Annotated in this window: 18 protein-coding genes; 7 read left to right on the top strand and 11 right to left on the bottom strand. The window is 48.9% G+C overall.

The window, feature by feature from the left end; translation table 11 throughout:
* Positions 1-9 precede the first annotated feature (9 nt).
* The gene (gene pqqU / locus HGT70_RS06360) at positions 10-2,133 is read right to left on the bottom strand and encodes a TonB-dependent receptor PqqU (protein ID WP_214195325.1); all 2,124 of its coding nucleotides are present in this window, start codon (positions 2,131-2,133) and stop codon (positions 10-12) included.
* A gap of 582 nt (positions 2,134-2,715) precedes the next feature.
* Between pqqU and HGT70_RS06355 the strand changes: the two genes are divergently transcribed.
* Positions 2,716-3,585 carry an NAD(P)-dependent oxidoreductase gene (locus tag HGT70_RS06355; RefSeq protein WP_071430165.1) on the top strand — a complete coding sequence of 290 codons (870 nt, stop codon included), beginning with the start codon at positions 2,716-2,718 and terminating at the stop codon, positions 3,583-3,585.
* Positions 3,586-3,621: 36 nt separating this feature from the next.
* On the opposite strand, the gene dld is transcribed toward HGT70_RS06355, so the two are convergent.
* The 4 genes from dld to HGT70_RS06335 form a co-directional block, all read right to left on the bottom strand.
* A complete protein-coding gene (gene dld / locus HGT70_RS06350) occupies positions 3,622-5,319 on the bottom strand; it encodes a D-lactate dehydrogenase (protein ID WP_071430163.1) in 1,698 nt (565 codons plus the stop codon).
* A 116-nt stretch (positions 5,320-5,435) separates the two neighbouring features.
* On the bottom strand, positions 5,436-6,080 hold the full coding sequence (gene nfsB / locus HGT70_RS06345; protein WP_214195324.1) for an oxygen-insensitive NAD(P)H nitroreductase: 645 nt from the start codon (positions 6,078-6,080) through the stop codon (positions 5,436-5,438).
* An 88-nt stretch (positions 6,081-6,168) separates the two neighbouring features.
* A complete protein-coding gene (locus HGT70_RS06340) occupies positions 6,169-6,792 on the bottom strand; it encodes a trimeric intracellular cation channel family protein (RefSeq protein WP_071430161.1) in 624 nt (207 codons plus the stop codon).
* Positions 6,793-6,907: 115 nt separating this feature from the next.
* On the bottom strand, positions 6,908-7,720 hold the full coding sequence (locus HGT70_RS06335; protein WP_214195323.1) for a shikimate 5-dehydrogenase: 813 nt from the start codon (positions 7,718-7,720) through the stop codon (positions 6,908-6,910).
* 356 nt (positions 7,721-8,076) lie between these two features.
* Here HGT70_RS06335 and ada point away from each other — a divergent pair, with 356 nt between their 5' ends.
* Positions 8,077-9,195 carry a bifunctional DNA-binding transcriptional regulator/O6-methylguanine-DNA methyltransferase Ada gene (gene ada / locus HGT70_RS06330; RefSeq protein WP_214195322.1) on the top strand — a complete coding sequence of 373 codons (1,119 nt, stop codon included), beginning with the start codon at positions 8,077-8,079 and terminating at the stop codon, positions 9,193-9,195.
* Here ada and pmrB read toward each other — a convergent pair.
* Genes pmrB through eptA form a run of 3 tightly spaced genes read right to left on the bottom strand, consistent with a single transcriptional unit; the run spans position 9,137 to position 12,515 of the window.
* Positions 9,137-10,219: a two-component system sensor histidine kinase PmrB gene (gene pmrB / locus HGT70_RS06325; RefSeq protein ID WP_214195321.1), complete on the bottom strand. Its 1,083-nt coding sequence runs from the start codon at positions 10,217-10,219 to the stop codon at positions 9,137-9,139. The two genes, ada and pmrB, sit on opposite strands and share 59 nt — an antisense overlap.
* Positions 10,219-10,887, bottom strand: coding sequence for a two-component system response regulator PmrA (pmrA, locus tag HGT70_RS06320; protein WP_214195320.1), 669 nt, complete (start codon positions 10,885-10,887; stop codon positions 10,219-10,221). Before pmrA ends, pmrB begins: the two co-directional genes overlap by 1 nt.
* Positions 10,887-12,515 (bottom strand): phosphoethanolamine transferase EptA, encoded by a 1,629-nt coding sequence (gene eptA / locus HGT70_RS06315; RefSeq protein ID WP_214195319.1) that lies wholly within the window; start codon positions 12,513-12,515, stop codon positions 10,887-10,889. The genes pmrA and eptA overlap by 1 nt, the downstream gene beginning before the upstream one ends.
* A 133-nt stretch (positions 12,516-12,648) precedes the next feature.
* Between eptA and HGT70_RS06310 the strand changes: the two genes are divergently transcribed.
* From HGT70_RS06310 to HGT70_RS06300, 3 genes are all read left to right on the top strand, one after another.
* Positions 12,649-13,461 carry a sugar phosphate isomerase/epimerase family protein gene (locus HGT70_RS06310; RefSeq protein WP_214195318.1) on the top strand — a complete coding sequence of 271 codons (813 nt, stop codon included), beginning with the start codon at positions 12,649-12,651 and terminating at the stop codon, positions 13,459-13,461.
* 388 nt (positions 13,462-13,849) lie between these two features.
* A complete protein-coding gene (locus HGT70_RS06305) occupies positions 13,850-14,305 on the top strand; it encodes a hypothetical protein (RefSeq protein WP_214195317.1) in 456 nt (151 codons plus the stop codon).
* On the top strand, positions 14,295-14,852 hold the full coding sequence (locus tag HGT70_RS06300; protein ID WP_214195316.1) for a hypothetical protein: 558 nt from the start codon (positions 14,295-14,297) through the stop codon (positions 14,850-14,852). The genes HGT70_RS06305 and HGT70_RS06300 overlap by 11 nt, the downstream gene beginning before the upstream one ends.
* A 196-nt stretch (positions 14,853-15,048) precedes the next feature.
* Here HGT70_RS06300 and HGT70_RS06295 read toward each other — a convergent pair whose 3' ends face one another.
* Positions 15,049-16,509, bottom strand: a complete 1,461-nt coding sequence (locus HGT70_RS06295) for a catalase (RefSeq protein ID WP_071430151.1) — start codon at positions 16,507-16,509, stop codon at positions 15,049-15,051.
* 183 nt (positions 16,510-16,692) lie between these two features.
* Here HGT70_RS06295 and HGT70_RS06290 point away from each other — a divergent pair, with 183 nt between their 5' ends.
* On the top strand, positions 16,693-17,922 hold the full coding sequence (locus tag HGT70_RS06290) for an MFS transporter (RefSeq protein WP_071430149.1): 1,230 nt from the start codon (positions 16,693-16,695) through the stop codon (positions 17,920-17,922).
* Between the two features lie 36 nt (positions 17,923-17,958).
* Here HGT70_RS06290 and mqo read toward each other — a convergent pair whose 3' ends face one another.
* Both mqo and HGT70_RS06280 read right to left on the bottom strand, forming a co-directional pair.
* Positions 17,959-19,599 (bottom strand): malate dehydrogenase (quinone), encoded by a 1,641-nt coding sequence (mqo, locus tag HGT70_RS06285; protein ID WP_214195315.1) that lies wholly within the window; start codon positions 19,597-19,599, stop codon positions 17,959-17,961.
* A gap of 229 nt (positions 19,600-19,828) precedes the next feature.
* A complete protein-coding gene (locus HGT70_RS06280; RefSeq protein ID WP_214195314.1) occupies positions 19,829-21,034 on the bottom strand; it encodes an MFS transporter in 1,206 nt (401 codons plus the stop codon).
* 235 nt (positions 21,035-21,269) lie between these two features.
* On the opposite strand from HGT70_RS06280, the gene HGT70_RS06275 reads away from it, so the two are divergent.
* Entirely contained in the window at positions 21,270-22,619 is a 1,350-nt protein-coding gene (locus HGT70_RS06275) for a carbohydrate porin (protein WP_241569093.1), read from the top strand.
* The last annotated feature ends 11 nt before the right edge of the window (positions 22,620-22,630 follow it).

Here is a 22,630-nt window from a genome sequence, read left to right as displayed (position 1 = left end):
CGCGCGGGATCACTCGAAGGCGTAACTCAGATTAAGCCCTACAGAGTAATTTCTTCCTGGAGCCGGCTCGTAAAACCGGCCATTACCTTCATTAACGATGACAGAACCGGCATAGTTACGGTTAAAGAGATTATCGATCCGACCACTGACATCGAGGCTCCATTGATCGATCATCCACTTGTATCCCGTATATAATCCCGTCACCGTCCAAGCTGGCGCATATTCACTATTGCTATCGTTAACGGCAATTTTACTTAAATAGCGCAGATCGGCACCCGCATACCATCCCGTCTCAGGTTGATAATCGAGGTGTGTGTAAAACATATTTTTTGCGATGCCAGGGATACGCTTACCTTGGCAACCGGCATCACAGACTGGGCTGCGATAGCGGGCGTCGAGCAGCGTCCACGCCGCACCCATGCGCCAGTCCCCGGCAAACTGCTGCTGCCAACCCAACTCAATACCACGCCGCCGTGTTTGACCCGCATTTTTATAGGTTGACCGACCATCGTTATTACTACTGGTGACGATCTCATTCTGCGTATCGGTTTGAAACACCGCCGCCGTAAAGAGGCCTAGACCGATGCGCTTTTTCGATCCGAGTTCGAAGGTTCGATTAGTTGAAGGGCGCAGGGCTAGATTCATGCCAGAATTACCGTCTGGGCGATACGACAGCTCATTGAGCGTCGGGGTTTCGAAGCCACGACCAAAGGAGAAATAGCTATTCCAGCTATCATCATGGGCGTAGTTAAGGGAGAACGCCGGTAGCCAATGATGATAATTCGCGCGACCACTATCATCGCCATTGGTAGGGGTAATGTAGCGATCATGGCTACTGAAATGGACGCGGCTAAATCGCACCCCAGCATTCAGTGAAAACCGTTGACTAAGCTGCCATACGGATTGCAAATAAGGGTCGATATTCCAGACTTGATTTTGCTCATTACGGCGTAAGCGGCCTTCTACCCCTAGTTCTCGGTTAGCCCCGGTACCGCGAAAATTTTCATAGCCTTTACGCTGCTCGCGTAGCGTCTCATAATCGATCCCCGTGGTAATGGCTACCGGCATGGTGAGTAAATGGCCGTTATGTGTCCAACGAGTATCGATGCCCTGATAATGACGCGCTAGATCGATGACGCCACCAGCATGGTGCGCTTTACTCAGTTGCGTAGCGGCTGGGATAGATTGATACTGCGTGGTTTCACGCACTCCTGCCCAAGTCATTACGCTTAGACTATCGTTTTCACTCAGTTCACGCGTGTAGTGCAGCCCCGCCTGAGTTTGGTCGACGCTTTTGCGAGCATCATAGAGTGAAACATTGCGGGCGACTTGATGCGGATCGCGCTTCCACATCTCACGCGTCAAGCCCCCGGGATCGTTAGCATCCAGATGTACAGAATTAAGGCTAAGAGTTAGATGGCTGACATCATCGAGTTGTACCCCTAGTTTTGCATTGCCGAGCGTCTTCTGTGCATCGCTATGCTGGCGAAAACCGTGGGTCGTCATTTTCGAGCCAGAGATAAGATAGTCGACGTCCCCTTTATGGTTGCCATCCCCGGTCGATCCGGATGCGCTGACGCTGTTACGCCAAGTGCCAAAGCTGCTGTAATTGCTGCTAAATCGTAAGGTAGGGGGTTGCGTCCCGCGAGCTGTTGTGACGTTAATGACGCCCCCTGAGCTATTGCCATATAAGGCCGAGAACGGGCCACGCAATACATCGATGTGATCAATCGACCCAATGTCAATATTCGACGTCTGGCCTTGGCCGTCTGGCATCGTTGCAGGAATGCCATCGACGTAAATCCGCACGCCTCTCACCCCGAAAGTTGATCGCGCACCGAAACCACGAATTGACATCTGTAAGTCTTGGGCATAATTCTGCCGATTCGCAATTTGTAACCCAGGAACGCCGGATAGACCTTCGGATAAATTAATCTGTTGCCGCGCCTGTCGCAGATCGTCGCCGTACACCACACTAAGCGCAGCGGGGGTCTCTAATTCCGAGAGGGGCTGTGCTTTAGGAGTGGCGGCAACGATTAAGGTATCGGACTGATTCGCCGACGGAGCGGAGTAAACCACCGGGGAGAGTAGGGGTATGCATCCTGTAAAGAGATGGATGGTCCTAATTTTCATAAAGAGCCTTGCGTGTGAGCTAGCGGTAGCACATCAAAGATGTCAGTAGTTTACGAAGTAATGCACAAGACAACAAAATATTTCTTACTTTTAAAACGTGGATTGAGTCTCTCGGAGGCGGTTATTCAAATTCGGTCAGTTTAAATGCTGAGTAGGTTAATTGGGGGTAAAACCATTCTGTGCCACTTTGGATTTATCGTGATTATAGAGCCGTTGGCGGAGCGCTATCGTCAGGGGATGCTTAGGTTTCTGCATAATCAGCTATTTGCTGACCGTCCCACACTCTAGCCAATTATTTTTACGAGCAACAGTGACTATTATTGAAAGGAGTACGGTATCGATATCAATACCGTTAGAAAATATCGTCAACCTTCGCCCAATAATACAGTAAATATCCAAGTATCAGTGTCAACTGGGTATCCAGTCATTGTGTAAATTATTGATCTGTTAGATTTTTACAGGCTAGTGCCAGCGATGAAATACTTTCTTAACCAAGAGTTATTGCGAGAGTGACCTATCATGGCCTACGCTATTTATTACTGACTAAAATCGCTAACTATCGACATTGAAAGGAAAAATAGTATGCAGAAAACGATCTCTACCGTCGCGGTCCTCGGGTTAGGGGCGATGGGACACGCCTTCGCCAGCAACCTATTAAAAAATAATTTTACGCTTAGTGTTTGGAATCGTAGTGCTGCAAAAGGAGAAGATCTTGCGCTGCAGGGTGCAACGCTGGCGCAGACCCCTGCACAGGCCGTGGAGAAGAGTGAGGCGGTGATCCTGATGCTTGCTAATGCAGAGATTACGCTTGAAGTGCTAACCCAAACACTCAGTGCGCTCACCGAAAACGCTATCGTGGTTCAAATGGGCACGATCGGTATCGAAGCCACCAAACACATTAAGGCTCTATTAACAGAAAAACGCCCTGATGTCGGCTTTATCGATGCGCCGGTATCGGGCACCAAAAAGCCCGCTGAACTGGCACAAATCGCTATTCTCGCCAGTGGCGATAACGCCCTGCAAGCGCCAATTGAGCCGATCTTTTCCGCTATCGCTAAAGGAACACACTGGTTGGGCGAGGCGGGTGCAGGCAGTGCAATGAAGCTCGTCGTTAACAGTTGGTTGATTGGCATGGTGCAGAGCCTTGCCGAGAGCCACTGTTTGGCAACGCAATTAGGCTTTACGCCTGAGCAACTATGGTCAGTACTGGAAGGCGGGCCACTCGCGGCACCTTACGCAAAAACTAAGCTGGAAACGATCAGTGAGGGAAGCTTTACGCCACAGATGCAACTTAAGTGGGCACTCAAGGATGCGAAGCTCGCGGCAGAAACTGGCGGGGCTGAGCAGATGCCTAACCTACAGGCGATCACCAAAATTTGGCAGGCGGCAGTGGAAGATGGCTTTGGTGACAAAGACTTATCCGCAATCGCTCAGTATCTCGCTAAACAGTGAAAATAGGGCGCTCATGCAGGAGCGCCGCTCTCTTTCTTATTGCCAAAATTTGCGGCGACTTGTCTTACCGATACCAGGGTTACAAGTATTCGTTGGGTCGAGCTTACGCCAATGCTGCTGATAATCATCTTTTGCGGCATAGAGATGTCCAACATTATGCTCTGCCGGGTAGCGTGCCCCCCGCTGTTCAATATAATCGATCACCGCTTGCTTGAACTTCTTACCATCGACGCCGGGCTTCAAAATATAATCTTGATGATTGACCAAGCAGAAAAAGTGTCCACAGCAGGAATCGGCTTGGATTTGGTCGCGTAACTCTAAGGGTAAATCGAATAACCATTGATCGTCATTGCGGCGAAAAGCTGCGTCAAACGCGATCAGACGCTCATTTGGGTCGATTCCAAGATAGTCACAGTATGAAATTGCGGCGCCAGCCACTGCAAAACGAATCAAAAAGGCATCTTGCGCTTCTTTCTGATCACACACGAAATATTCACCCTGGTGCTCGGCAAAAAATTGGTCGAGAAGGGCGGTTAATTGTCCGGCTTGTTCGCCCTCGCCTTTAATCATCAGATGATGCTCGAACCGGCGACGGTAATCGAGAATACGCTTTGCGACTAAGGGAGGAGTGATCTGATTAAAGCCCTGAATCAGGCGGTCAGTGAGATTTTTAGGCAAGCATTTGGTCTTTTTCACCCTCACATCCCACTTCGCTTTTCGCGCTATTAACCCGGGTATAGATTGCGGCCCCAATTGTCGAATGGCTAAGATCATATGTTTTGCATAACGTAACGTCATATCAAAAGCATTAGCATGAATATATTCAGCCTGGATCGGTAACGTATCGAGGTGATTGAGAAGAAAGCGGCGTAGGGCGATCAGCGTTTTCTCATCATTGGCCCCGATATACCAAGTCTCTGTAGAGGGGCTTGCAGGAAAGGTCGCCAGTCGTGCGGCAAACACAATGATTTTCCCCGCACAGCCCGCACCGTCATGTAGATAATGAGGGTCACCATTAAAGCGGGCTGGCGAAGCCGATTCGGTATCCCGTAATTTTTCAGCATAATCCTCGGCCCAAATCTTACCTTGCCAGCCTTCGGCATCGCCGGTTGAAAACTGCTTATTTTCTAGATTACGTAGGATCTCCTCGGGGGTCTCGCCAAGATTAATTCCCAGATGATTGATAAGCGCAATCTCGCCTTGTTCGGTGATTTGAGCATAAAGCGATTTTTCAGTAAAAGCCGGGCCACGACGGATCAGCGAACCACCAGAATTATTACATAATCCACCAATGACTGACGCCCCAATGCAGGATGACCCAATCACCGAGTGCGGTTCACGCTGCAGGGGTCGCAGCGTATCTTCCAACTCAGTGAGTGTCGAACCGGGATAAGCGATGACTTGTTGACCCCCATCGATTACCTGAATCCCCTTAAGGTGGCGAGTACTAATGATCACCACCGGACGATCGTAATCGTTACCATCTGGGGTCGATCCACCTGTGATCCCTGTATTAGAGGCTTGCATCAGGATAATGACATCTTCTGCCACGCAGCGAGTTAATACTTGCCACAGAGCAGAGAGTGATTGAGGAAGGATAACGGCTAGAGCGTCACCTTGGCCGACACGATAACCGGTGGTGTAGAATGATTTGTCGTCGGGTGAAGTTAACACGTGCTGGTTTCCGACAACTTCTGATAACGCGTGGAGAAACGGTGAAGCTTGTGAGTCCATAGCCGCCTAATCCTTCCTGATGAGTGATAGGAAAACAATATACCTAAATCACTTCTCGGGGAAGAGGAGGCAGATCAACTATTGGGTAATCAACAGAGTCATTACCCAATAGGGCGTTATAAACGCGTAATAATTTTATCGAGCGGGAATCGCGACTTCGGTAACTGTGCATTGAAATCTTTATCGCTGTTATAGCCGACAGTGGCCATCACAACGCTGTGCAGCCCTTGCTCTTCTAGGCCTAGGATCTTATCCATTTTATGGGTATCGAAGCCCTCAATCGGGGTCGCCTGTAAGCCTAGCGCCGGCGCGCCTAACAACAGAAAGCCCAATGCGATATACAGCTGGCGATCCATCCAGTGGCGTTGAGCTTCAGGGGATGTCGCGTAACGACCTACGTAACCACGACGACCTGCGTCATTTTTTTCGCGTGAAGCCTCGTCACGAAAACGCCCATCTTGTTGCTCTTGCGCTAACAGCGCATCTAAATGCTGTTCGGACACCGCATTAATGCTGGAAAATACGATCGCCAGCGGAGCTTCAGCCACCTTATTGCTATTCAGTTCAAAAATCGCCGGAGCAATTTTCTCACGCCCGGCCGCCGTAGAAATGACATGAAAGTGCCAGCCCTGTAGGTTCAGCGTCGAAGGACTGGTTTGCAGGAGAGAGAGGATCGCAGCGACCTGCTCTTCAGACAGTGCGCGCGTCGCATCATAAGCCTTAGTTGTGAAGCGGCTCGCGGCAATTTCAGTTATATTCATTTTATCGTTGTCCATTTTGAGTGAATAGCAAAATACGTTACTGATTTATCTTGGACAGAGCAATCCGCGAAGCACATAGGGTTAACTACTACTCATCGAGATATTTATTGGCAATCGTTTTTAACGTGATGTTGTAGCGTAACGACAGCATACGAATTGCCGTACAGCTACCAATCGCTAACCAAATACTATACTGCGCAGGGATCACCCCGGACGACCCGAGAATCTGGATCCCGGCACCGATCAGCGCGGCACTGGCGTAGATTTCCTTGGTTAAGATGACCGGCGAGCGTCCCGTTAGGATATCTCGCAAACAGCCACCTCCCACTGCACTAATACATCCCATTAATATTGAAAAAACGATTTCGTGTGTGTGGACGTAGGCTTTGTTTGCGCCAAAGGCGGCGAAGAAGCCGAGGCCAAGGGCATCAAAAAAGAGTGCGGGTTTTTCAAAAGAGAAGACGATTTTTTGAAAGAAACTGATCAACATGATGGCGACGACGACGCAAAGTAGATACTCGATATTTATCAGCCCGGCTGGAGGGGTCGCACCCAGACACAGGTCTCGAACACAGCCACCGCCGACTGCGGTAACGAAGGCAAGAACAAACACACCGAAGAGATCGAAGCGGTGCCTAACTCCGACGGTCGCGCCACTTAGCGCAAAGACAAACGTACCAAAAATATCAATTAAATGCAGAAGGACTGTCATGGCAAAAGGGGCTCATAAAGTGGAAGGACCTCTCACGAGGTACTGCGAGACCGCGAAATCATATGCCATAACGGGCACGGAAAAAAGGATTTCCCGTGCCCTGCAGTGAGTTTACTTACTGCTGACGAGAAAAGAGGGAGGCTTCTTGCATCAGCGCGTCACTTGGCCTCTCACCGGTGTAAAGGGCGAATTGCTCCAACGCTTGCAAGGCAATCACGCGATCCCCACTGATCACCGCTTTACCCAGGGCGTGAGCTTTTTTGATCAACGGCGTTTGCGCCGGGAAAGCAACTACATCAAACACCGTTGTTGCCGCGTCGATCAAAGGTTGTGCGAAGGCGAGTGTGTCACTCTCTGCGCCGCCGCTCATTCCAATCGGGGTAACGTTGACGATAATATCGGCCGTGGGACACTGCTCAGGAGATTGGTAGGCATAGCCATACTTCTCGGCCAGCGCTTGGCCAGTCTGCGTATTTCTCGCAATAACGGTAAGTTGTTGAAAACCTGCATCATGAAAGGCGGCAACTACCGCTTTTGCCATCCCACCGGCACCTTGTACCACCACCGTTTGTTGGGGATCAGTGAGGTGTTCTGTAATGAGCTGGCGAATGGCAAGGAAGTCGGTATTGTAGGCGGTAAGAAAGCCATTATCGTTAACGATAGTATTGACCGAGTCGATCGCCTTCGCCGAGTCGGTGAGTTTATCGATAAAGGGGATACAGCTCTCTTTAAATGGCATCGAGACAGAGCATCCACGAATACCGAGGGCACGTACACCTTTGATTGCGGCTTCGATATCGGTGGTTGAGAATGCCTTGTAGATAAAATCGAGATCGAGTTTCTGATAAAGGTAATTATGAAACCGCGTGCCGATATTACTTGGTCGGGCGGAAAGAGAAATACAGAGTTGGGTATCTTTATTCAGCATGATGTCGTCCTAGTCATATTTTATCCGCCTATTATTACCCGTGAACCGATACCATTGGAAGAAATATGGCGTAAAAATGAGAGCTTCCCATGTTTTCGAGGCCAGTTGGGCACTCTGCTTCGGCTGGATTTATATATCGTGTGAGTAGTAGTGTGTCACGTCGATGAGTCTTTATTGCACCGCCATAAGAATTACGTTTCCCACACAGTCTATTTTTGGCTCCGTTATGACGAGCTCTACTCGTGATTCGCGTTCAATCCACGCCGAAAAATACCGAGAAAAGAAAAAACGGATATTTTCGTAGCGGTAGATCCTCTATCCTCTCTTTTTATCGATAAGGCAGAGGGGGATGACAGATGTCTACGAAATGGTTTTGTGATGAAGAAACACGCTGGCAGGCTCTTAAACAGCGCGACGTCGCTGCCGATGACTACTTCGTCTTTGCGACGACGACGACCGGATGCTTCGCATTACCAAGTTCAGCCACTGTTCTTCCTCCTCGCGAAACCGTGGTCTTTTTCGATAGCGCCGATGCCGCAGAAGCGGCGGGCTACCGCTTGCATACTGAGTGCCTCACCTCATTGGACCCTTACCCCGCTAAATGGCTCAAAATCGTCGAAAAAGCCTGTGTTGAGCTAGAAACAACCACGGAATCTGTCAACTTGGCAACCTTAGCCGCGCATTGTGAGATAAGCCAGAGCTATCTTCACCGTATCTTTACTACGGTCACCGGGTTAACCCCTAAAGCCTATAGTGCAGGGATCCGAGCAAAACGCTTGCGTGACGCGCTGGATAATCCTGAACAATCGGTCACCGCGGCGATCTATCAAGCTGGGTACACTACCTCGAGCCGTTTCTATGAAAATGCGACAGATCGGCTGGGAATGAGTGCCAAACGCTTTCGACAAGGCGCTAAAGGTATTACGATCTACTTTGCCTTGGGACAATGTAGTCTGGGGACTGTATTAGTGGCGCAGAGTGAGAAGGGGGTGTGTGCGATAAGTTTAGGCGATGATCCACAGCCGCTTATCGAACGGTTACAGCAGCAGTTTTCGCAGGCTGAATTACGCGGTGGCGACCCACACTATGAGCAGCTCGTTGCTCAGGTTATTGGCTATCTGGAGCAGCCGCGATCGACTTGGCATTTACCGCTAGATATTCAAGGCACCGTCTTTCAAGAACGCGTCTGGCGGGCACTGCGCGATATTCCACCAGGGTCGACTGCTAGCTACACCGAAATTGCTGAACGAATTGGCTCACCGAAGGCGGTGCGTGCGGTCGCGCAAGCCTGTGCGGCAAATCGGATTGCAGTAGTGATCCCTTGTCATCGGGTAATTCGGCAAGATGGCAGCCTCTCAGGTTATCGCTGGGGGATCGAGCGTAAAACGGCGCTACTCGACCGTGAACAGTCAGTGCCTACGCACTCTGCTGAGAAAAAATCACCGTCGCTCGACATCCGTGCGGATCACGATTAGTTAAGGAAAATTGCGCGCGGTGCAGCTGACAGATACGTTGCACGATATTTAATCCTAGACCGATGCCTTCATAACGACGATCCATACGTACGAACGCTTTGCTTAACTCTGTCGCTTTCTGTAAATCAATACCCGGACCCTCATCATCGATATCAAGAGCGATGCCGTGAGTAACTTGGTACAGACGCAGCCTGATGGTTGACGACTCCGGGCTGTAACGATGCGCATTCTGAATGAGATTCTGTACCACCATCTGTAGCAATGTGATATCACCACGCAGGCATAAAGCGGTGTCCGGTAGGTCAATGATTAGGGATTGGTGGCGTTGAGTCAGTTGGCGCTCGAGTTCTGAAACCATTGGGGCGATGACTGCCGTAGCAATGTCGAAATACTGGTAACTCCCTGCCGCGAATGATTGCCCGACCCGGGCAAGTTTAAGCAGTTGCGTGACGCTATCCGTCATCTGATCTAGACGGGAAAGAAGGGCACTAAGATTGAGGGCATGCTTTTTCTCAATTAATTGCAGGTGAAGCCGCAATCCGGCAAGTGGAGTACGTAATTCGTGAGCGACGTCCGCGGTGAATAGCCGCTCGCGTTCTAAGGTGACGGTCAATCTCGCCATCATCGTATTAATTGATTCGACGACAGCGCCTATCTCCTGATAATCACCGATAGCAGCTAAAGGCTCTAAGTTATCCTCCGAACGCTCGGCGAGAGCACTACTCAGATCTGCCAGCGGCCGAGTAACGCGCCGAATCGCATTAAAACATAATAGAAGACAGGCGATGATAATGAGTAAAGAAGGAATTGCTAAGCTTGCGACCGCCTCATGCACCTCTTTTTCATAATGCCGATGTCGGTCGTGATGCAGAATAGCGCTTTGTACCAAGATAGCGACTTGCTCTCGGCTCTCGTGCCATAGCCAGAGGATGCTAATAACCTGGCAAATAACGATGATCGCGCCGACGGTCAGCATCAACTTCCAGCGAAGCGTCGTCGGGGATAACCCTAGAAACCGGCGCATTAAGGGGTAGCCCGTGAGGTAATGGTATAACCAAAGCCGCGCACTGTTTGAATTCTTGGCTTACCCACCTTTTCGCGTAAGTTGTGAATATGCACTTCTAAAGAATTAGTTGTCGGTTCGTTGTCCCAGCTATAGATGTCGCTATATAGCACATCACGGTGCACTGGCTGGCCTGCCTTAAGCATCAGGCGCAGTAAAATTGCATACTCTTTTGGGGTGAGATCCAAGCGTCGTTGATCGAGAAAGGCTTGGCGCCGGCCAATATCAATCGTTAGGTCATCAACCTGTAAAAGGTTATCGGGCTGTTGGTGATGGCGACGAATGAGCGCCCGACTGCGGGCGAGCAGTTCCTCGAGCGCAAAGGGCTTCACTAAATAGTCATCGGCTCCGCTGTCTAGTCCCACCACGCGATCCTCTAAAGTATCGCGAGCGGTCAGGACTATAACGGGAATCGCGACCTTTTGCCGACGTAGATGCTTTAATAAAGTGAGACCATCGCCATCGGGTAAGCCGAGATCGAGTAGTAATAGAGTGTAAGGTGTGACATCTAGGAACTGCTGAGCTTGTTTGATGCCACTCACCACATCACAAAGGTAATTTTCACTCTGCATCGCGAGCAGGATCCCCTGTTGTAGCAGGGGATCGTCTTCAATAATTAATACTCTCACTACGCTCCTCGACAGCCGTTCAGAAGATCGAGTTTAGGCTGATATTCTTTGGTCTGTACCCCTAATAACCCCAAAATGGTGGGGAAGAGGTTATCTTGTGAACTCTGCATATGATTTGCCTGCTGTACCATGCAACGCTTATCGATAGCATAGCGTTGTTGGTAGTCTGCGGAAAGCCAAATTAACATCGGAACATGTTTTTGCTGAATAGGGGCCACCATATAAGGAAGGCCATGGAGATAGACGCCATCTTCGCCCAACGATTCACCATGATCCGAGAGATAAACCAAGTTCGTAGCGAAATGCTGTGAGTTTGCTTGCAATAGATGGATCCCTTGGTCGACGATAGAATCCATATAACGGACAGTATTATCGTAGGTGTTGACCAGCTGTTCGGTACTACAATGCTGAACCTCATTGGTATCACAGGTCGGTAAGTAGAATTTGAAATTATCAGGATAGCGATGATTATAAGTCGGCCCATGGCTGCCAATGGTGTGAATCACAATTAGCGTATTACCGGTTTGCTTATCAATATAACGCTGCAAATCGTGGTAGAGGACCTGGTCATAACACTCGCCATCGATGCACATTCCCGGTAAATTTTGTGAGGTCATCTCTTCGGTAGGTACCCGCGAGCACGCGCCCTTACAGCCGCCGTCGTTCTCACGCCACAGGACGTTGATCCCCGCGCGTTGAACAATATCGAGCAGTCCTTCACGGTGATTAGCTAGCTCATCGTTATAATGATCACGTCCCATCCCTGAAAACATACAAGGCACCGAAACGGCAGTCGAGGTACCGCAGGAGAGGGTGTTTGGGTAATAAACGACGTCGTCCTTAGCCAGCAAAGGAGTAGTTTGTCGCGAATAGCCGCCTAGCCCGACATCTTGCGCCCGAGTCGTTTCGCCAACGATCAGTAATGTTAAAGTGGGTTTGCCGGTAAGTCGCTGCGGGGCTTGATGTGCATCTTCGCCGAAACGAACGAGAGGAAGGTTGGCTGTGCGCTCGTGTTTATACCAAGATAACGCGGCGCTAATCCCGTTGGAGGGGCTTAGATAAGTGATTAATTCACGGTTATTACGAAAGAGTGACGCATAGTCTTTATAAAAACTGTTCGAAATTAAGTACGTCCCCGCTCCCGAAACAACCAGCGTAATCAGTGCATAGATGAGTCGAGAAGCATAAGATTGACGGGTTAATCGCCGCGCTAAAAATAATAGGATAATCGGGGCCACTGCGGTCAACGCAAAATAACCGAGGAGTTGCGGCGTTAACAGGGCAAAGCTCTCCGACGCGGTAGTATTAGCCATATTCGCGACCATCGAACGGTCAACGATGATGCCATAACAGCTGATAAAATACTGTGCACTACTGGCGAGCAAGATAAAAACGATGGCTAAAGGAAATGCTAGCCATATCCCTTCAGCAAGCATTAATAGGCTGAATAACACGAAGAAGGAGACCCACGGCATACTCAGCATAAATAACCAAGTATGAGCGGTGGTCGGGTGTACGAGCCTGTACGCATTATGGAAAAAAGGGAAATTCAAACACAGTGTAATGCCCACTGCGACAAGAGCATTCAGTATAGGATGCGTCAGGCGCGTGCGTAGCCAACTTTTCATAACGTAAGTCCGGGACAATCATTAATTTATTTATTATCCCAATCGGAGATTAAGAAAAGCTTAAGTTTCCTAGGGGCGACATGATGAAGTGAGCGTCTATACTCTACCCCTACACCGTCGATAGGAGGGTCTCATGGCATTTCTAAGCACTAATTCTCGATTTATCAATACTGTCTTAATCGGTGGCGACTTTACCGCAAAGCTTACTGCTATCGCCGAGGCAGGATTTTCCGGCGTTGAGTTATGGCAACAAGATGTTGAACATGCGCTTATGCAGACACGTGCGCAGCTCGATACCTTAAATCTCGCGCGCACCGATTACCAAGTATTACTGAACTTTGATGGGGCAGTTGGCGATACACGTCACGAAAAGCAACAAGAAGCATTAAGGATGATTACCCTCGCGACGGAGATCGGCAGTCCCATGCTTCTGGTCGCGGCGAACACGGCAGAGTGCGACAGCAGGGCTATTGTGTCTGACCTTAAGGGACTATGCCAACAAGCCAATAAAGCAGGCCTACGGGTCGCCTATGAAGGCATGGCATGGAGTACGGAAGTCGACCAATGTGATAAGGCTTGGCAAATTATTCAGCAGGTTAATGAGCCTAATCTGGGTCTGGTGGTCGATGCCTTCCATCTATACGTATTAAACCGCACCTTACGCGATTTAGACGGGATCCCTGCTGAGAAAATTTTCCTCGTTCAACTCTCCGATTATGACAGCCAGCCAGTGCATGAAGACATAAAAACAATAGCACGCCACCAACGCTTATTACCGGGAGAGGGCTGTTTTCCGCTCAAAGAGCTTGTCGTTTACCTAGATGCCATCGGCTACCAAGGCCCTGTCGGATTGGAGGTCTTTAATGATGACGCGGCTAAGCAAGATGCTCGGATCGTCGCAAAGCGCGCCAAGCAAGCCTTAGAGCAAATACTGATGAACACCTAGCCGTAATACAGTAGCTATCCCGCATCACCGCATTAAAAAGGAGTGTCATCTTCATCCGCCATGAGCGAAGCGCTAACGATGTGCGGGGTGGCGGAATGGGCGACAGGCATTCGTAATGGTTGAAACAGTCTCTAGAAACTTAGTCAATTAACCAAGCGCTGAAATGCAAAGGATAAAAGAGAGCAAGTGCCATAAAGCCTGTACAGCACTTGGCTTAATAAACCTAGGTTTTTTCCTCTGATGGCCACACGATATCGTCCTAGCTCGGTTTTGATCTTGGACAAACTTACTGGCTCGGGCGCAGGATAAGCTTGTAGATGTAAAGAATTTTATTAGTTAAATGATTTTGTTAAGTTACAAAAAATAAACTCTACAGGGAGTGAAGTTTATGACAACGAAAAGTTTTTATTATTCACAGATCGCGGATTTAAGGATCGAAGGTGTTGGCCCTCACGCTAGTTTCTCAATTAACCTTAATGTCACTGACGATAATAGACCAAATCGGAAGTGGGTATACGTATCAGCCACAGGTAAAACAGCCGCTGCAAAGGCAGCCGGGAGTGGCAGTGTTCTATTTTGGTGTAACGTTAGAGATCGGTTAAACAATAAGATATATAAACTTGATAGGCATAGAGGTGAATATTTCGCTATAGGTATTAATGATTCTCTTATCGGTTCGGTTAAATTTAAAATTTCCAAGAAAGGTCTTTTATTACCTGTAATAGAGATTGAAGATGGCTATATTTATGATGGAGGGTATGTGGGTAGTGCTGTTCCATTTCCGTCATCGATGAAAAGAAAAATAGTATTAACCCAATTTGATAGGCATTACTATGACTCTTAAAGAAAATATAAGTGTTATTTCATTGTTTTTATTGCTAATGGTTAGTGATTGTGCTGTTGGGAGTCAATATGAAAAGGCAACAAGAGAAGCTTCTTCTTTGCTAAGTGAATACATCTATTCAACTCACGACGATGTAAAAAAAACAATATTAAGTAAGTTATCTTATCTTTCTTATAATAACCCAGGCAATATCAATGTCGTTAGGTCTTATACGGGTATTTTATCTTCAGTAGGTGAGTATAAAAAAGCAATTTCTGTACTTGAATCGTTTAATAAAAGAATTAAAAATACGTCTTTGCTATTACATGAATGTATGTTGAAGGATAGGGTTGGTGATTACGAAGAGTCCTGCTACAGGAAAGTTATATCATTAAAAAAATTCAATGGCGTTAATGATGTTGATTATCTGATGGCTTTATTTATGGTTGGAGATAATGAATTCAATAAGGAGAAAGGCATTTATAAGAAGGGAAGGGATGATAATGACGATCTTAACGTTTTTAAAAATAAGAAAGAAGATATTCTAAAAGAATTTTATCCAAACTAATCGCCTGTTTTTAGACCAAAAAAAGGGGTGAGAGATAAATACGATTGTGGCTAAAACGAAGAAGCCTTATGGGAGAGCGCTTACAGAAAGAATGGAGCGAGGATAATGTGATCTCTTCGAGAAATAGAGATAATATTTTGCCGAAAATTTAATGAATAGAAAAATGCCCCGCAGTGCGAGGCATTTAAGCGACAAACTACGACTGCGAACGCTTCACTTGTTCGGCAATTCGGTCACCAATCGTCTGGTCGATAGCACGCCAGTAATCGAACGCACGCGACAGCACAGGTTCTTTTACACCGTTTAATAAATGCCCCGCGACATTATTTACCAAACGATCGCGTCCCGCATCATCTAACACTTGGTTAACCAGAGCGTTAGCTTGGCCGTAATCGTCGTCCTCGGCATGTAGCGTATAAGGGGCGCGCAACAGCTGTCCCTGCGATTCCCATGTCGTATCGGTAGGATAACGTTCGCCATCGGCGACAGATCCTCCTTTACTATTTGGCGCATAAACCGGATCGCTAACGGGTTGCATACGCATGGCACCGTCTTTGCTATAGCTGTTGACTGGGCAACGAGGGCTGTTAACTGGGATCTGCTTATAGTTAACACCCAGACGAGCACGGTGCGCATCGGCATAGGCAAAGATACGACCCATTAACATTTTGTCTGGGCTCAAGCCAATACCTGGAACCAGGTTATTTGGCTCGAATGCTGCTTGCTCGATCTGAGCATGATTATCAGTAGGGTTTTGATTTAATGTCAATTTGCCGACTTTAATCAATGGATAGTCTTTGTGTGGCCAGACTTTAGTGAGATCGAACGGATTGAAACGGTAATTATCAGCCTCATCGAAAGGCATAATCTGCATATAAAGGGTCCAGCTCGGATTTTTCCCTTCAGAGATGGCGGTGTAGAGGTCACGAACATGGAAGTCACCATCCGCACCTGCTAGCTTATCGGCTTCATCTTGGGTTAAGCACTCCACACCTTGGTCGGTTTTAAAGTGGTATTTTACCCAGAATTTCTCACCCTCGGCATTCACCCACATATAGGTGTGGCTAGAATAGCCATTCATATGACGCCAGCTCTTCGGGATACCGCGATCGCTCATCAGCCAGGTGACCTGGTGGGCAGATTCTGGCGATAACGTCCAAAAATCCCACTGCATATCGTTATCACGCAGATTGTTGTCAGCACGGCGCTTTTGGGAACGGATAAAATGTTGAAATTTCATCGGATCACGAACGAAGAAGACCGGTGTATTGTTACCGACCATATCGTAGTTACCTTCGGTCGTATAAAACTTGATCGAGAAACCACGCGGATCGCGCCAGGTGTCGGGGCTGCCTCGCTCGCCGGCGACCGTTGAGAAACGCATCAGTACGTCCGTTTTCACCCCTGGCTGAAATAGGGCGGCTTTAGTGTAGCGACTAACGTCCTCGGTCACCTCAAAATGCCCGAAAGCGCCGCTACCTTTAGCATGAGGCTGGCGCTCGGGAATACGCTCCCGGTTAAAATTAGCCATTTGCTCGATTAAATAATGGTCGTGAAGTACGATGGGGCCGTCAGGGCCGACGGTTAAAGAATGTTCGTTACTGGCAACAGGAATACCCGCATCGGTGGTTGTTATGTTTCTCTTTTGATCGCTCATCACTGTCCTCATGATTTTTATAATACAATGCTCCTTATTAAGCGTAGACGACAATATCGCTTTGCGGAAAGAAGAGCGCAAATATTTATCCGCGGCGAGTCAACGTTGGCTCTGCTCCTTAATGTTAAGAGTGTGTTATGCTTTGAAGCCTTATAATCAGCATGCTTAGCGTGGAGCCAAGCCTTGAATTCCGCAGATCCTCAACAGTCACCGTTCCGCCATCAAGGCTTTAGGCATTATCTCATCGCCCAGACTTGTTCCTCATTGAGTTTTCAAATCGTCTCCTTGGCAGTAAGCTGGCAGTTATATGCCATGACGCATAGTGCCTTCATGCTCGGCATGATTGGATTAATGCAATTCTTACCTTCGGTGATCTTAGCCTTGCCCGCTGGGCATCTCGCTGACCAATATAATCGGAAGACTTTAATCGTTACGGGCCAAAGTATCGAATTGCTCGCGGTAGTCGGACTTATCGCATTGCCGTTTTTGTCTTGGCTATCCACAAGCGCGCTGCTAGGCTTGGTCGCACTATTCTCGATTGCTAAAGCCGTCGAAAGCCCTGCGAACACGTCACTGCTTCCAGCGTTGCTTCCTGCCCAGCTACTCTCTAAGGCGATGGCGACCAATCAAGTTTTCCGTGAAGCGATGGTCATCGCCGGCCCGATGGTCGGAGGACTGCTGTATGTATATTCCCCGCAAGCCGCCTACGGCGTGGCCGCGTTCTGTTATTTGGTCGCGCTGATCATGATAGCTACAGTGCGCTATGTTCCGGTTGCCTTAGCGCGTCTACCCATGACAATGAAAAATCTATTCGCCGGCCTACATTTCATCTTTGAGCGAAAGGATGTTCTCGGCGTGATTTCGTTGGATCTCTTTGCGGTATTATTGGGCGGCGTTACAGCATTGTTACCGATTTTCGCAAACGATATTCTTCATACCGGCCCCTGGGGACTCGGTGCGCTGCGTGCAGCACCTTCGGTCGGAGCGCTACTCACAGGAATTTGGATCAGTCGCCGCGTGTTCACACGACATACTGGCTTAATCATGTTCGGCTGTGTTGCTGGCTTTGGCGTGGCGACATTAGTGTTCGCCTTGTCTCACAACATCATATTATCGCTTCTTGCGCTGGTCGCGTTAGGGGGCTTTGATATGGTCAGCATGGTGATTCGAGGGGCGATGGTACAGTTAGATACGCCAGATGGGATGCGCGGACGTGTGAACGCCGTAAATTCTATCTTTATCAATACGTCGAATCAGTTTGGTGAGTTTGAAACGGGTGTGCTGGCAAGCCTGGTCGGTACGGTGCCTGCTGCAGTAGTCGGGGGAGTGGGGACGCTAGTGGTGGTCGCGGTGTGGATGAAACTATTTCCCGGTTTACGTCGCCGCCAACAGTTGGCCACGCCGACCGAGTAAACCCGCCCTTCAGCCAGTGGCTGAAGGGCGGTATTTTTACAGCGCCATATCGCGAGCAGGGTTACTGTTCGTTGAGGCTGGCGCCGGGGTAGCTGCTGGAGCATTGGCCTGGATACGAGGAGGCGGAGTAAGTTCTAACACTTGCGCGGTCTGATCCCAGACTTGCTGGGCGAGAGCCGGATCGCTATTGAGCTTCTGACCATAACTCGGCACCACTTGCTTGATACGCGCTTGCCATTGCGGTGTTTTCACCTGCTGCGGGAATAGCTTCTCGATCACGTTCAGCATGATTGGCGCCGCCGTCGAGGCACCCGGTGAGGCCCCTAACAATGCGGCAATCGTCTTCTGTTGGTCAGTCACAATCTCGGTTCCAAGCTTCAATACGCCGCCTTTATCCGCATCTTTCTTCACGATCTGTACGCGTTGGCCTGCCTGCCAGAGTTTCCAATCCGCTTGTTTCGCTTCAGGGAAGTACTCTTTTAGTGCATTGAATCGATCTTCGTCGGTGAGCAACACTTGCCCGACTAAATATTTAACGAGATCGAAGTTATCCACACCGACATGTGCCATCGGGATCACGTTGTGCGTAGTGGTGGCACTAAATAGATCGAGGAGCGAACCGTTCTTCAGATACTTGGTTGAGAAGGTTGCGAAGGGCCCGAATAGTACGACTTTCTTACCATCCAGATAGCGGGTATCGAGATGCGGTACTGACATCGGTGGCGCACCCACAGAGGCTTGGCCGTACACCTTAGCAGTGTGTTGTGCGGTAATCGCTGGGTTCTCGGTCACTAAGAAGGAACCTCCTACCGGGAAGCCACCATAGTTCTCTGCTTCCGGGATACCCGTCTGCTGGAGCAGCTTTAACGAGGCACCACCGGCACCGATAAAGACATATTTCGCATGGATACTATGTTTTTCGCCGGTCGCACGATTTTCAACCGTGACAACCCACGAATTATCATCCTGGCGGGTAAACTCGGTGACTTGCGTCGAAAGCTCTAGGTTGAATCCCGGCGCTTTCTTTAAATTGCTGACGAGCTGGCGAGTGATTTCACCGTAGTTAACATCTGTACCCAGTGGCGTCCAAGTCGCCGCAACCTTTTGAGCCGGATCGCGGCCTTCGATGATTAATGGTGCCCATTTCTTAATCTGTTGTTGATCAGTGGAGAACTGCATACCTTGGAACAGTGGGCTTTTCTGTAAGGCGGCATAGCGTCGAGTGAGGTAATCGACATTCTTGTCTCCCCACACAAAGCTCATGTGTGGTGTAGAGTTGATAAAGCTACGCGGCTGCTGCAACGCGCCGAGTTGTACCTGTGATGCCCAGAACTGACGGGAAATCATAAAGGCTTCGTTAATCTCGATCGCTTTCGAAATATCGATCGAGCCATCTTCGCGTTGTGGGGTGTAGTTAAGCTCCATGTTAGCGGAGTGCCCGGTGCCTGCATTATTCCAGCCATTAGAGGACTCTTGCGCAACACCGTCCAAACGTTCCACCATCGTTTGCTTCCATTCTGGTTGCAGTTCATGCAACCAAGTGCCCAACGAGGCGCTCATGATCCCACCACCAATGAGTAACACATCGGTATTTTCGGTACGTGCTTGCGCGGCGTGCGCGAAGAGGGAGGCGGTGATCAGTGAGAGGCTAAAGAACGTTTTTTTAATCTGTGGCATAACTAACCCTGGTAAAAGCTATCAAAAAGTGTGAACAATTTTAAACAACTTAATGATAATTGTTAATAATAATTAATTATTTTTTCAACATGCCTTGACCATATTTTGGTATAAATTCTTTTTAATCAACAGTATAGGCGCAATACCCCCAGCCCTTCACTAACATAAAATTCATAATTATGTTGAACTGAAACCGATACCTATTAATGTATGACTTCTTATCTCCCCATCAATCTTGCTCTCTGACTAGCGGCGTCCTAGACAATACTCGATAAAATACGCCAACGTTCGCTAACATGATCAGTGCAGAGAGGCTAAATACCCACTGCATACCCAGAAATGACGAGGTAATGGCACCCAGTAAAGGGCCCACCACATTTCCTAGATTCATAAACGATTGGTTATAGCCGAATAGGCGGCCAGAAACTGCCGTTGACGAACACGCAATGATTAGAGACTGAATCGCTGGGAACATCGCGCCATCGGCGAGGCCAATCAATAAGCGAGTCAACGAGAACTGCCACACCGTAGCCACCCACGATGTCGCCAGTAAAATAATGGCAAACAGCAACGAGGCAGTGATAATAACCCATTGCGCTCCATATTTGTCGCTGACTCTTCCCCATATAGGTGCGGTGATCAGCGCAGAAAATCCGGGTAATGCCGCAACGAAGCCACTTAAAAAAGCGAGGTCGTCACGACTCGGAGATAAATGTTCAACGTAGAGGTAGAGGATTGGATTAACCGAACCATTGCAAAGCTGAACCACCAAGGTTGAAAACAGCAGGCAGAGAATAAGATGTTTTGCGGGGAGCGCTGACCAGAACCCCTGTGAGCCTTTATCAATACGCTTAGGAAGGGTGTCTCTCGCCGATTCCTTGACGAGAAAGAGCGTAACGAAAGTACTGATCACCAGTAACCCCGTCGTGACAAAAAAGACTGGGCGTAGCCCAATATGATCTGCCAAATACCCGCCCAACAGCGGCCCACATAAAAAACCGCTAATTTGCGCGGTTGATAGCATGCTGAGGGCAAAGCCACTACGGCCTTTCGGCGCTTGGCTTGCGATGAGCGCCATGGCATTAGGAATATAACCGGAAGCTAATCCCATGACTCCGCGAAATAAAAACAGCTGCCAGACCGATTGTGCTAGCCCTTGACACACAATCGCGATGGCCATTCCCACTGTAGCTCGTAGCAGCATAAGCTTACGCCCACTTCTATCGGCTAATTTTCCCCACAAAGGCGAGACGATCGCAGAAACCAAAAAGGTAATACTAAATACCGCCCCGGACCAGAGGGTGAGCTGTGCGGTGGAAAAATAGCCTAGTTGTGAAATATAGAGCGGAAGGAAGGGTAATAGCTGACTAGTGCCTAGTCCGGTGATAAAGCAACCGATCCATAATGAAACTAAGTTTTTCTGCCACGCATTCATAGGGGAGCCATTTCGTTAGCAAGCGAAGTAACTATCTGATTTAGGCTAGGGTATAGGAGGTTGGAAAACTTTTCATTATCTAAAGATGATCTTTGTCAAAACACTGAGAAACAGTGATAAGTAAAGATTGCTATCAATAGGCTATTTCTATACAAGAAAAGTCGTTAACTACTTACGGGGTTGGAAAAACCCGAATTGAATATCAGAGAGTCCATGAAGGACTTGGAGACATTGCATGGATGCTAAACCCTTTCGCGGCTGGTTACTCGTCGCCACTATGACTGCCTCAACCTCCCTTTATGCCGAGCCCTTCACGCCCACCGTGCTCGGTTTCGATCCCCCTACAGAAGAAGGCTTATTAGGCGATATGCTCGGCCTAAGACCCCGATTAGCGCAAGAGGGGTTGAATTTTAATTTGGGTTATCTCTCACAGACCGCCAGTAATTTCCATGGCGGGGCGGACACAAGGCGCAAGGTTGCCTATATCGATCAGTTTGCGTTTACTTTTGTGCAGGATCTCGAAACGCTCACCGGAATTTCCGGCGCAGTGTTGGAAGGTAATATCGTCAATCGCAACCATAACGAAAACCTGGCGACACAACGTCTGCAGGACAAGTCCGTACCGATGACCGATCTCGCTCAGGAGAGCTGGGGCGGCCAGTCGATCACGCGTCTGGGCTGGTTGACCTTAGGCCGTAGTTTCAATGAAGGACAACTTTTCTGGCGTGTCGGACTGATGAATAAAGTACAGGTCTTCGATCAAGCCATTCCGTGTGATTTTCAAATTCTCTCTCTGTGTGGCGGGAAATCTGCCTATTCGATGACGTGGAATAACTGGAACGTCCACACATGGGGGACCAGTCTTGAATGGAAGGCGACGCCTGAATTAGCGATTAAAATCGCGTTGATGGAGCAAAACCCACAGGCGGCGAGCCGTGGTCATGCGTGGAGCGTCTCCACACAACACAGTAAAGGCATTATCTTACCTGTTGAAGCCGAGTGGAAGACCCGAGTTAATCAATTGCCTGGCATCTACACACTGGGCTTGAGTTGGACGAATGCAGAACAAACCCATCTTGCACGGGGCGTAAGTCAATATTGGGGCGCGAGTGATCCGCAAGGGTATGCCAAAACGCATAATGCCTATTATCTCTGGGCCGCTGCTAACCAGCAGATAACACAGCACCGTAATGATCCCCTTAGGGGGATGAGTCTTTCAGCAAGCGTCGGGCTAGGCGATAAGCGTACATTACGCCTGCCTCTTGTGAGCTCCGTCTCGGCACGCTATCGGGGACCGTTCGACGCGAGACCCAACGATGCGGTGGGAGTAGGGGTGAGCTACGTTAAGGTCGGACATTGGGCAAATAAAGATCAGCAGCAGAAACAGACGATTACCGACCTCTATGGCGAGACCGGGTATTGGCCTATCGGCAGCTCAGCGATTAATGCGGAGCTATTCTACCGCCTACAAGTTACCCCCTGGTTTCAGCTACAGCCGAGTGTGCAGTACTGGCACAATCCAGGTGCCATCAGTGAAACGCCCGATGCGTGGGTAATGGGTCTGAAGACATCGGTAACCTTCTGACCTTAAGGGGC

Source organism: Rosenbergiella collisarenosi, from assembly GCF_018494085.1.
GTDB classification, from domain to species: domain Bacteria; phylum Pseudomonadota; class Gammaproteobacteria; order Enterobacterales; family Enterobacteriaceae; genus Rosenbergiella; species Rosenbergiella collisarenosi.
The sequence above is the reverse complement of the archived record's forward strand: the minus strand, read 5'-3'. Positions and strand labels throughout refer to the sequence as shown.

Coding starts and splice junctions, on each gene's coding strand:
- mqo (WP_214195315.1), bottom strand. CDS start 19,599: ATGCCACAGATTAAAAAAACGTTCTTTAGCCTCTCACTGATCACCGCC.
- HGT70_RS06300 (WP_214195316.1), top strand. CDS start 14,295: ATGACTCTTAAAGAAAATATAAGTGTTATTTCATTGTTTTTATTGCTA.
- HGT70_RS06310 (WP_214195318.1), top strand. CDS start 12,649: ATGGCATTTCTAAGCACTAATTCTCGATTTATCAATACTGTCTTAATC.
- ada (WP_214195322.1), top strand. CDS start 8,077: ATGTCTACGAAATGGTTTTGTGATGAAGAAACACGCTGGCAGGCTCTT.
- HGT70_RS06340 (WP_071430161.1), bottom strand. CDS start 6,792: ATGACAGTCCTTCTGCATTTAATTGATATTTTTGGTACGTTTGTCTTT.
- HGT70_RS06335 (WP_214195323.1), bottom strand. CDS start 7,720: ATGCTGAATAAAGATACCCAACTCTGTATTTCTCTTTCCGCCCGACCA.
- nfsB (WP_214195324.1), bottom strand. CDS start 6,080: ATGAATATAACTGAAATTGCCGCGAGCCGCTTCACAACTAAGGCTTAT.
- dld (WP_071430163.1), bottom strand. CDS start 5,319: ATGGACTCACAAGCTTCACCGTTTCTCCACGCGTTATCAGAAGTTGTC.
- HGT70_RS06305 (WP_214195317.1), top strand. CDS start 13,850: ATGACAACGAAAAGTTTTTATTATTCACAGATCGCGGATTTAAGGATC.
- pmrB (WP_214195321.1), bottom strand. CDS start 10,219: ATGCGCCGGTTTCTAGGGTTATCCCCGACGACGCTTCGCTGGAAGTTG.
- pqqU (WP_214195325.1), bottom strand. CDS start 2,133: ATGAAAATTAGGACCATCCATCTCTTTACAGGATGCATACCCCTACTC.
- eptA (WP_214195319.1), bottom strand. CDS start 12,515: ATGAAAAGTTGGCTACGCACGCGCCTGACGCATCCTATACTGAATGCT.
- HGT70_RS06280 (WP_214195314.1), bottom strand. CDS start 21,034: ATGAATGCGTGGCAGAAAAACTTAGTTTCATTATGGATCGGTTGCTTT.
- HGT70_RS06295 (WP_071430151.1), bottom strand. CDS start 16,509: ATGAGCGATCAAAAGAGAAACATAACAACCACCGATGCGGGTATTCCT.
- HGT70_RS06355 (WP_071430165.1), top strand. CDS start 2,716: ATGCAGAAAACGATCTCTACCGTCGCGGTCCTCGGGTTAGGGGCGATG.
- HGT70_RS06275 (WP_241569093.1), top strand. CDS start 21,270: ATGGATGCTAAACCCTTTCGCGGCTGGTTACTCGTCGCCACTATGACT.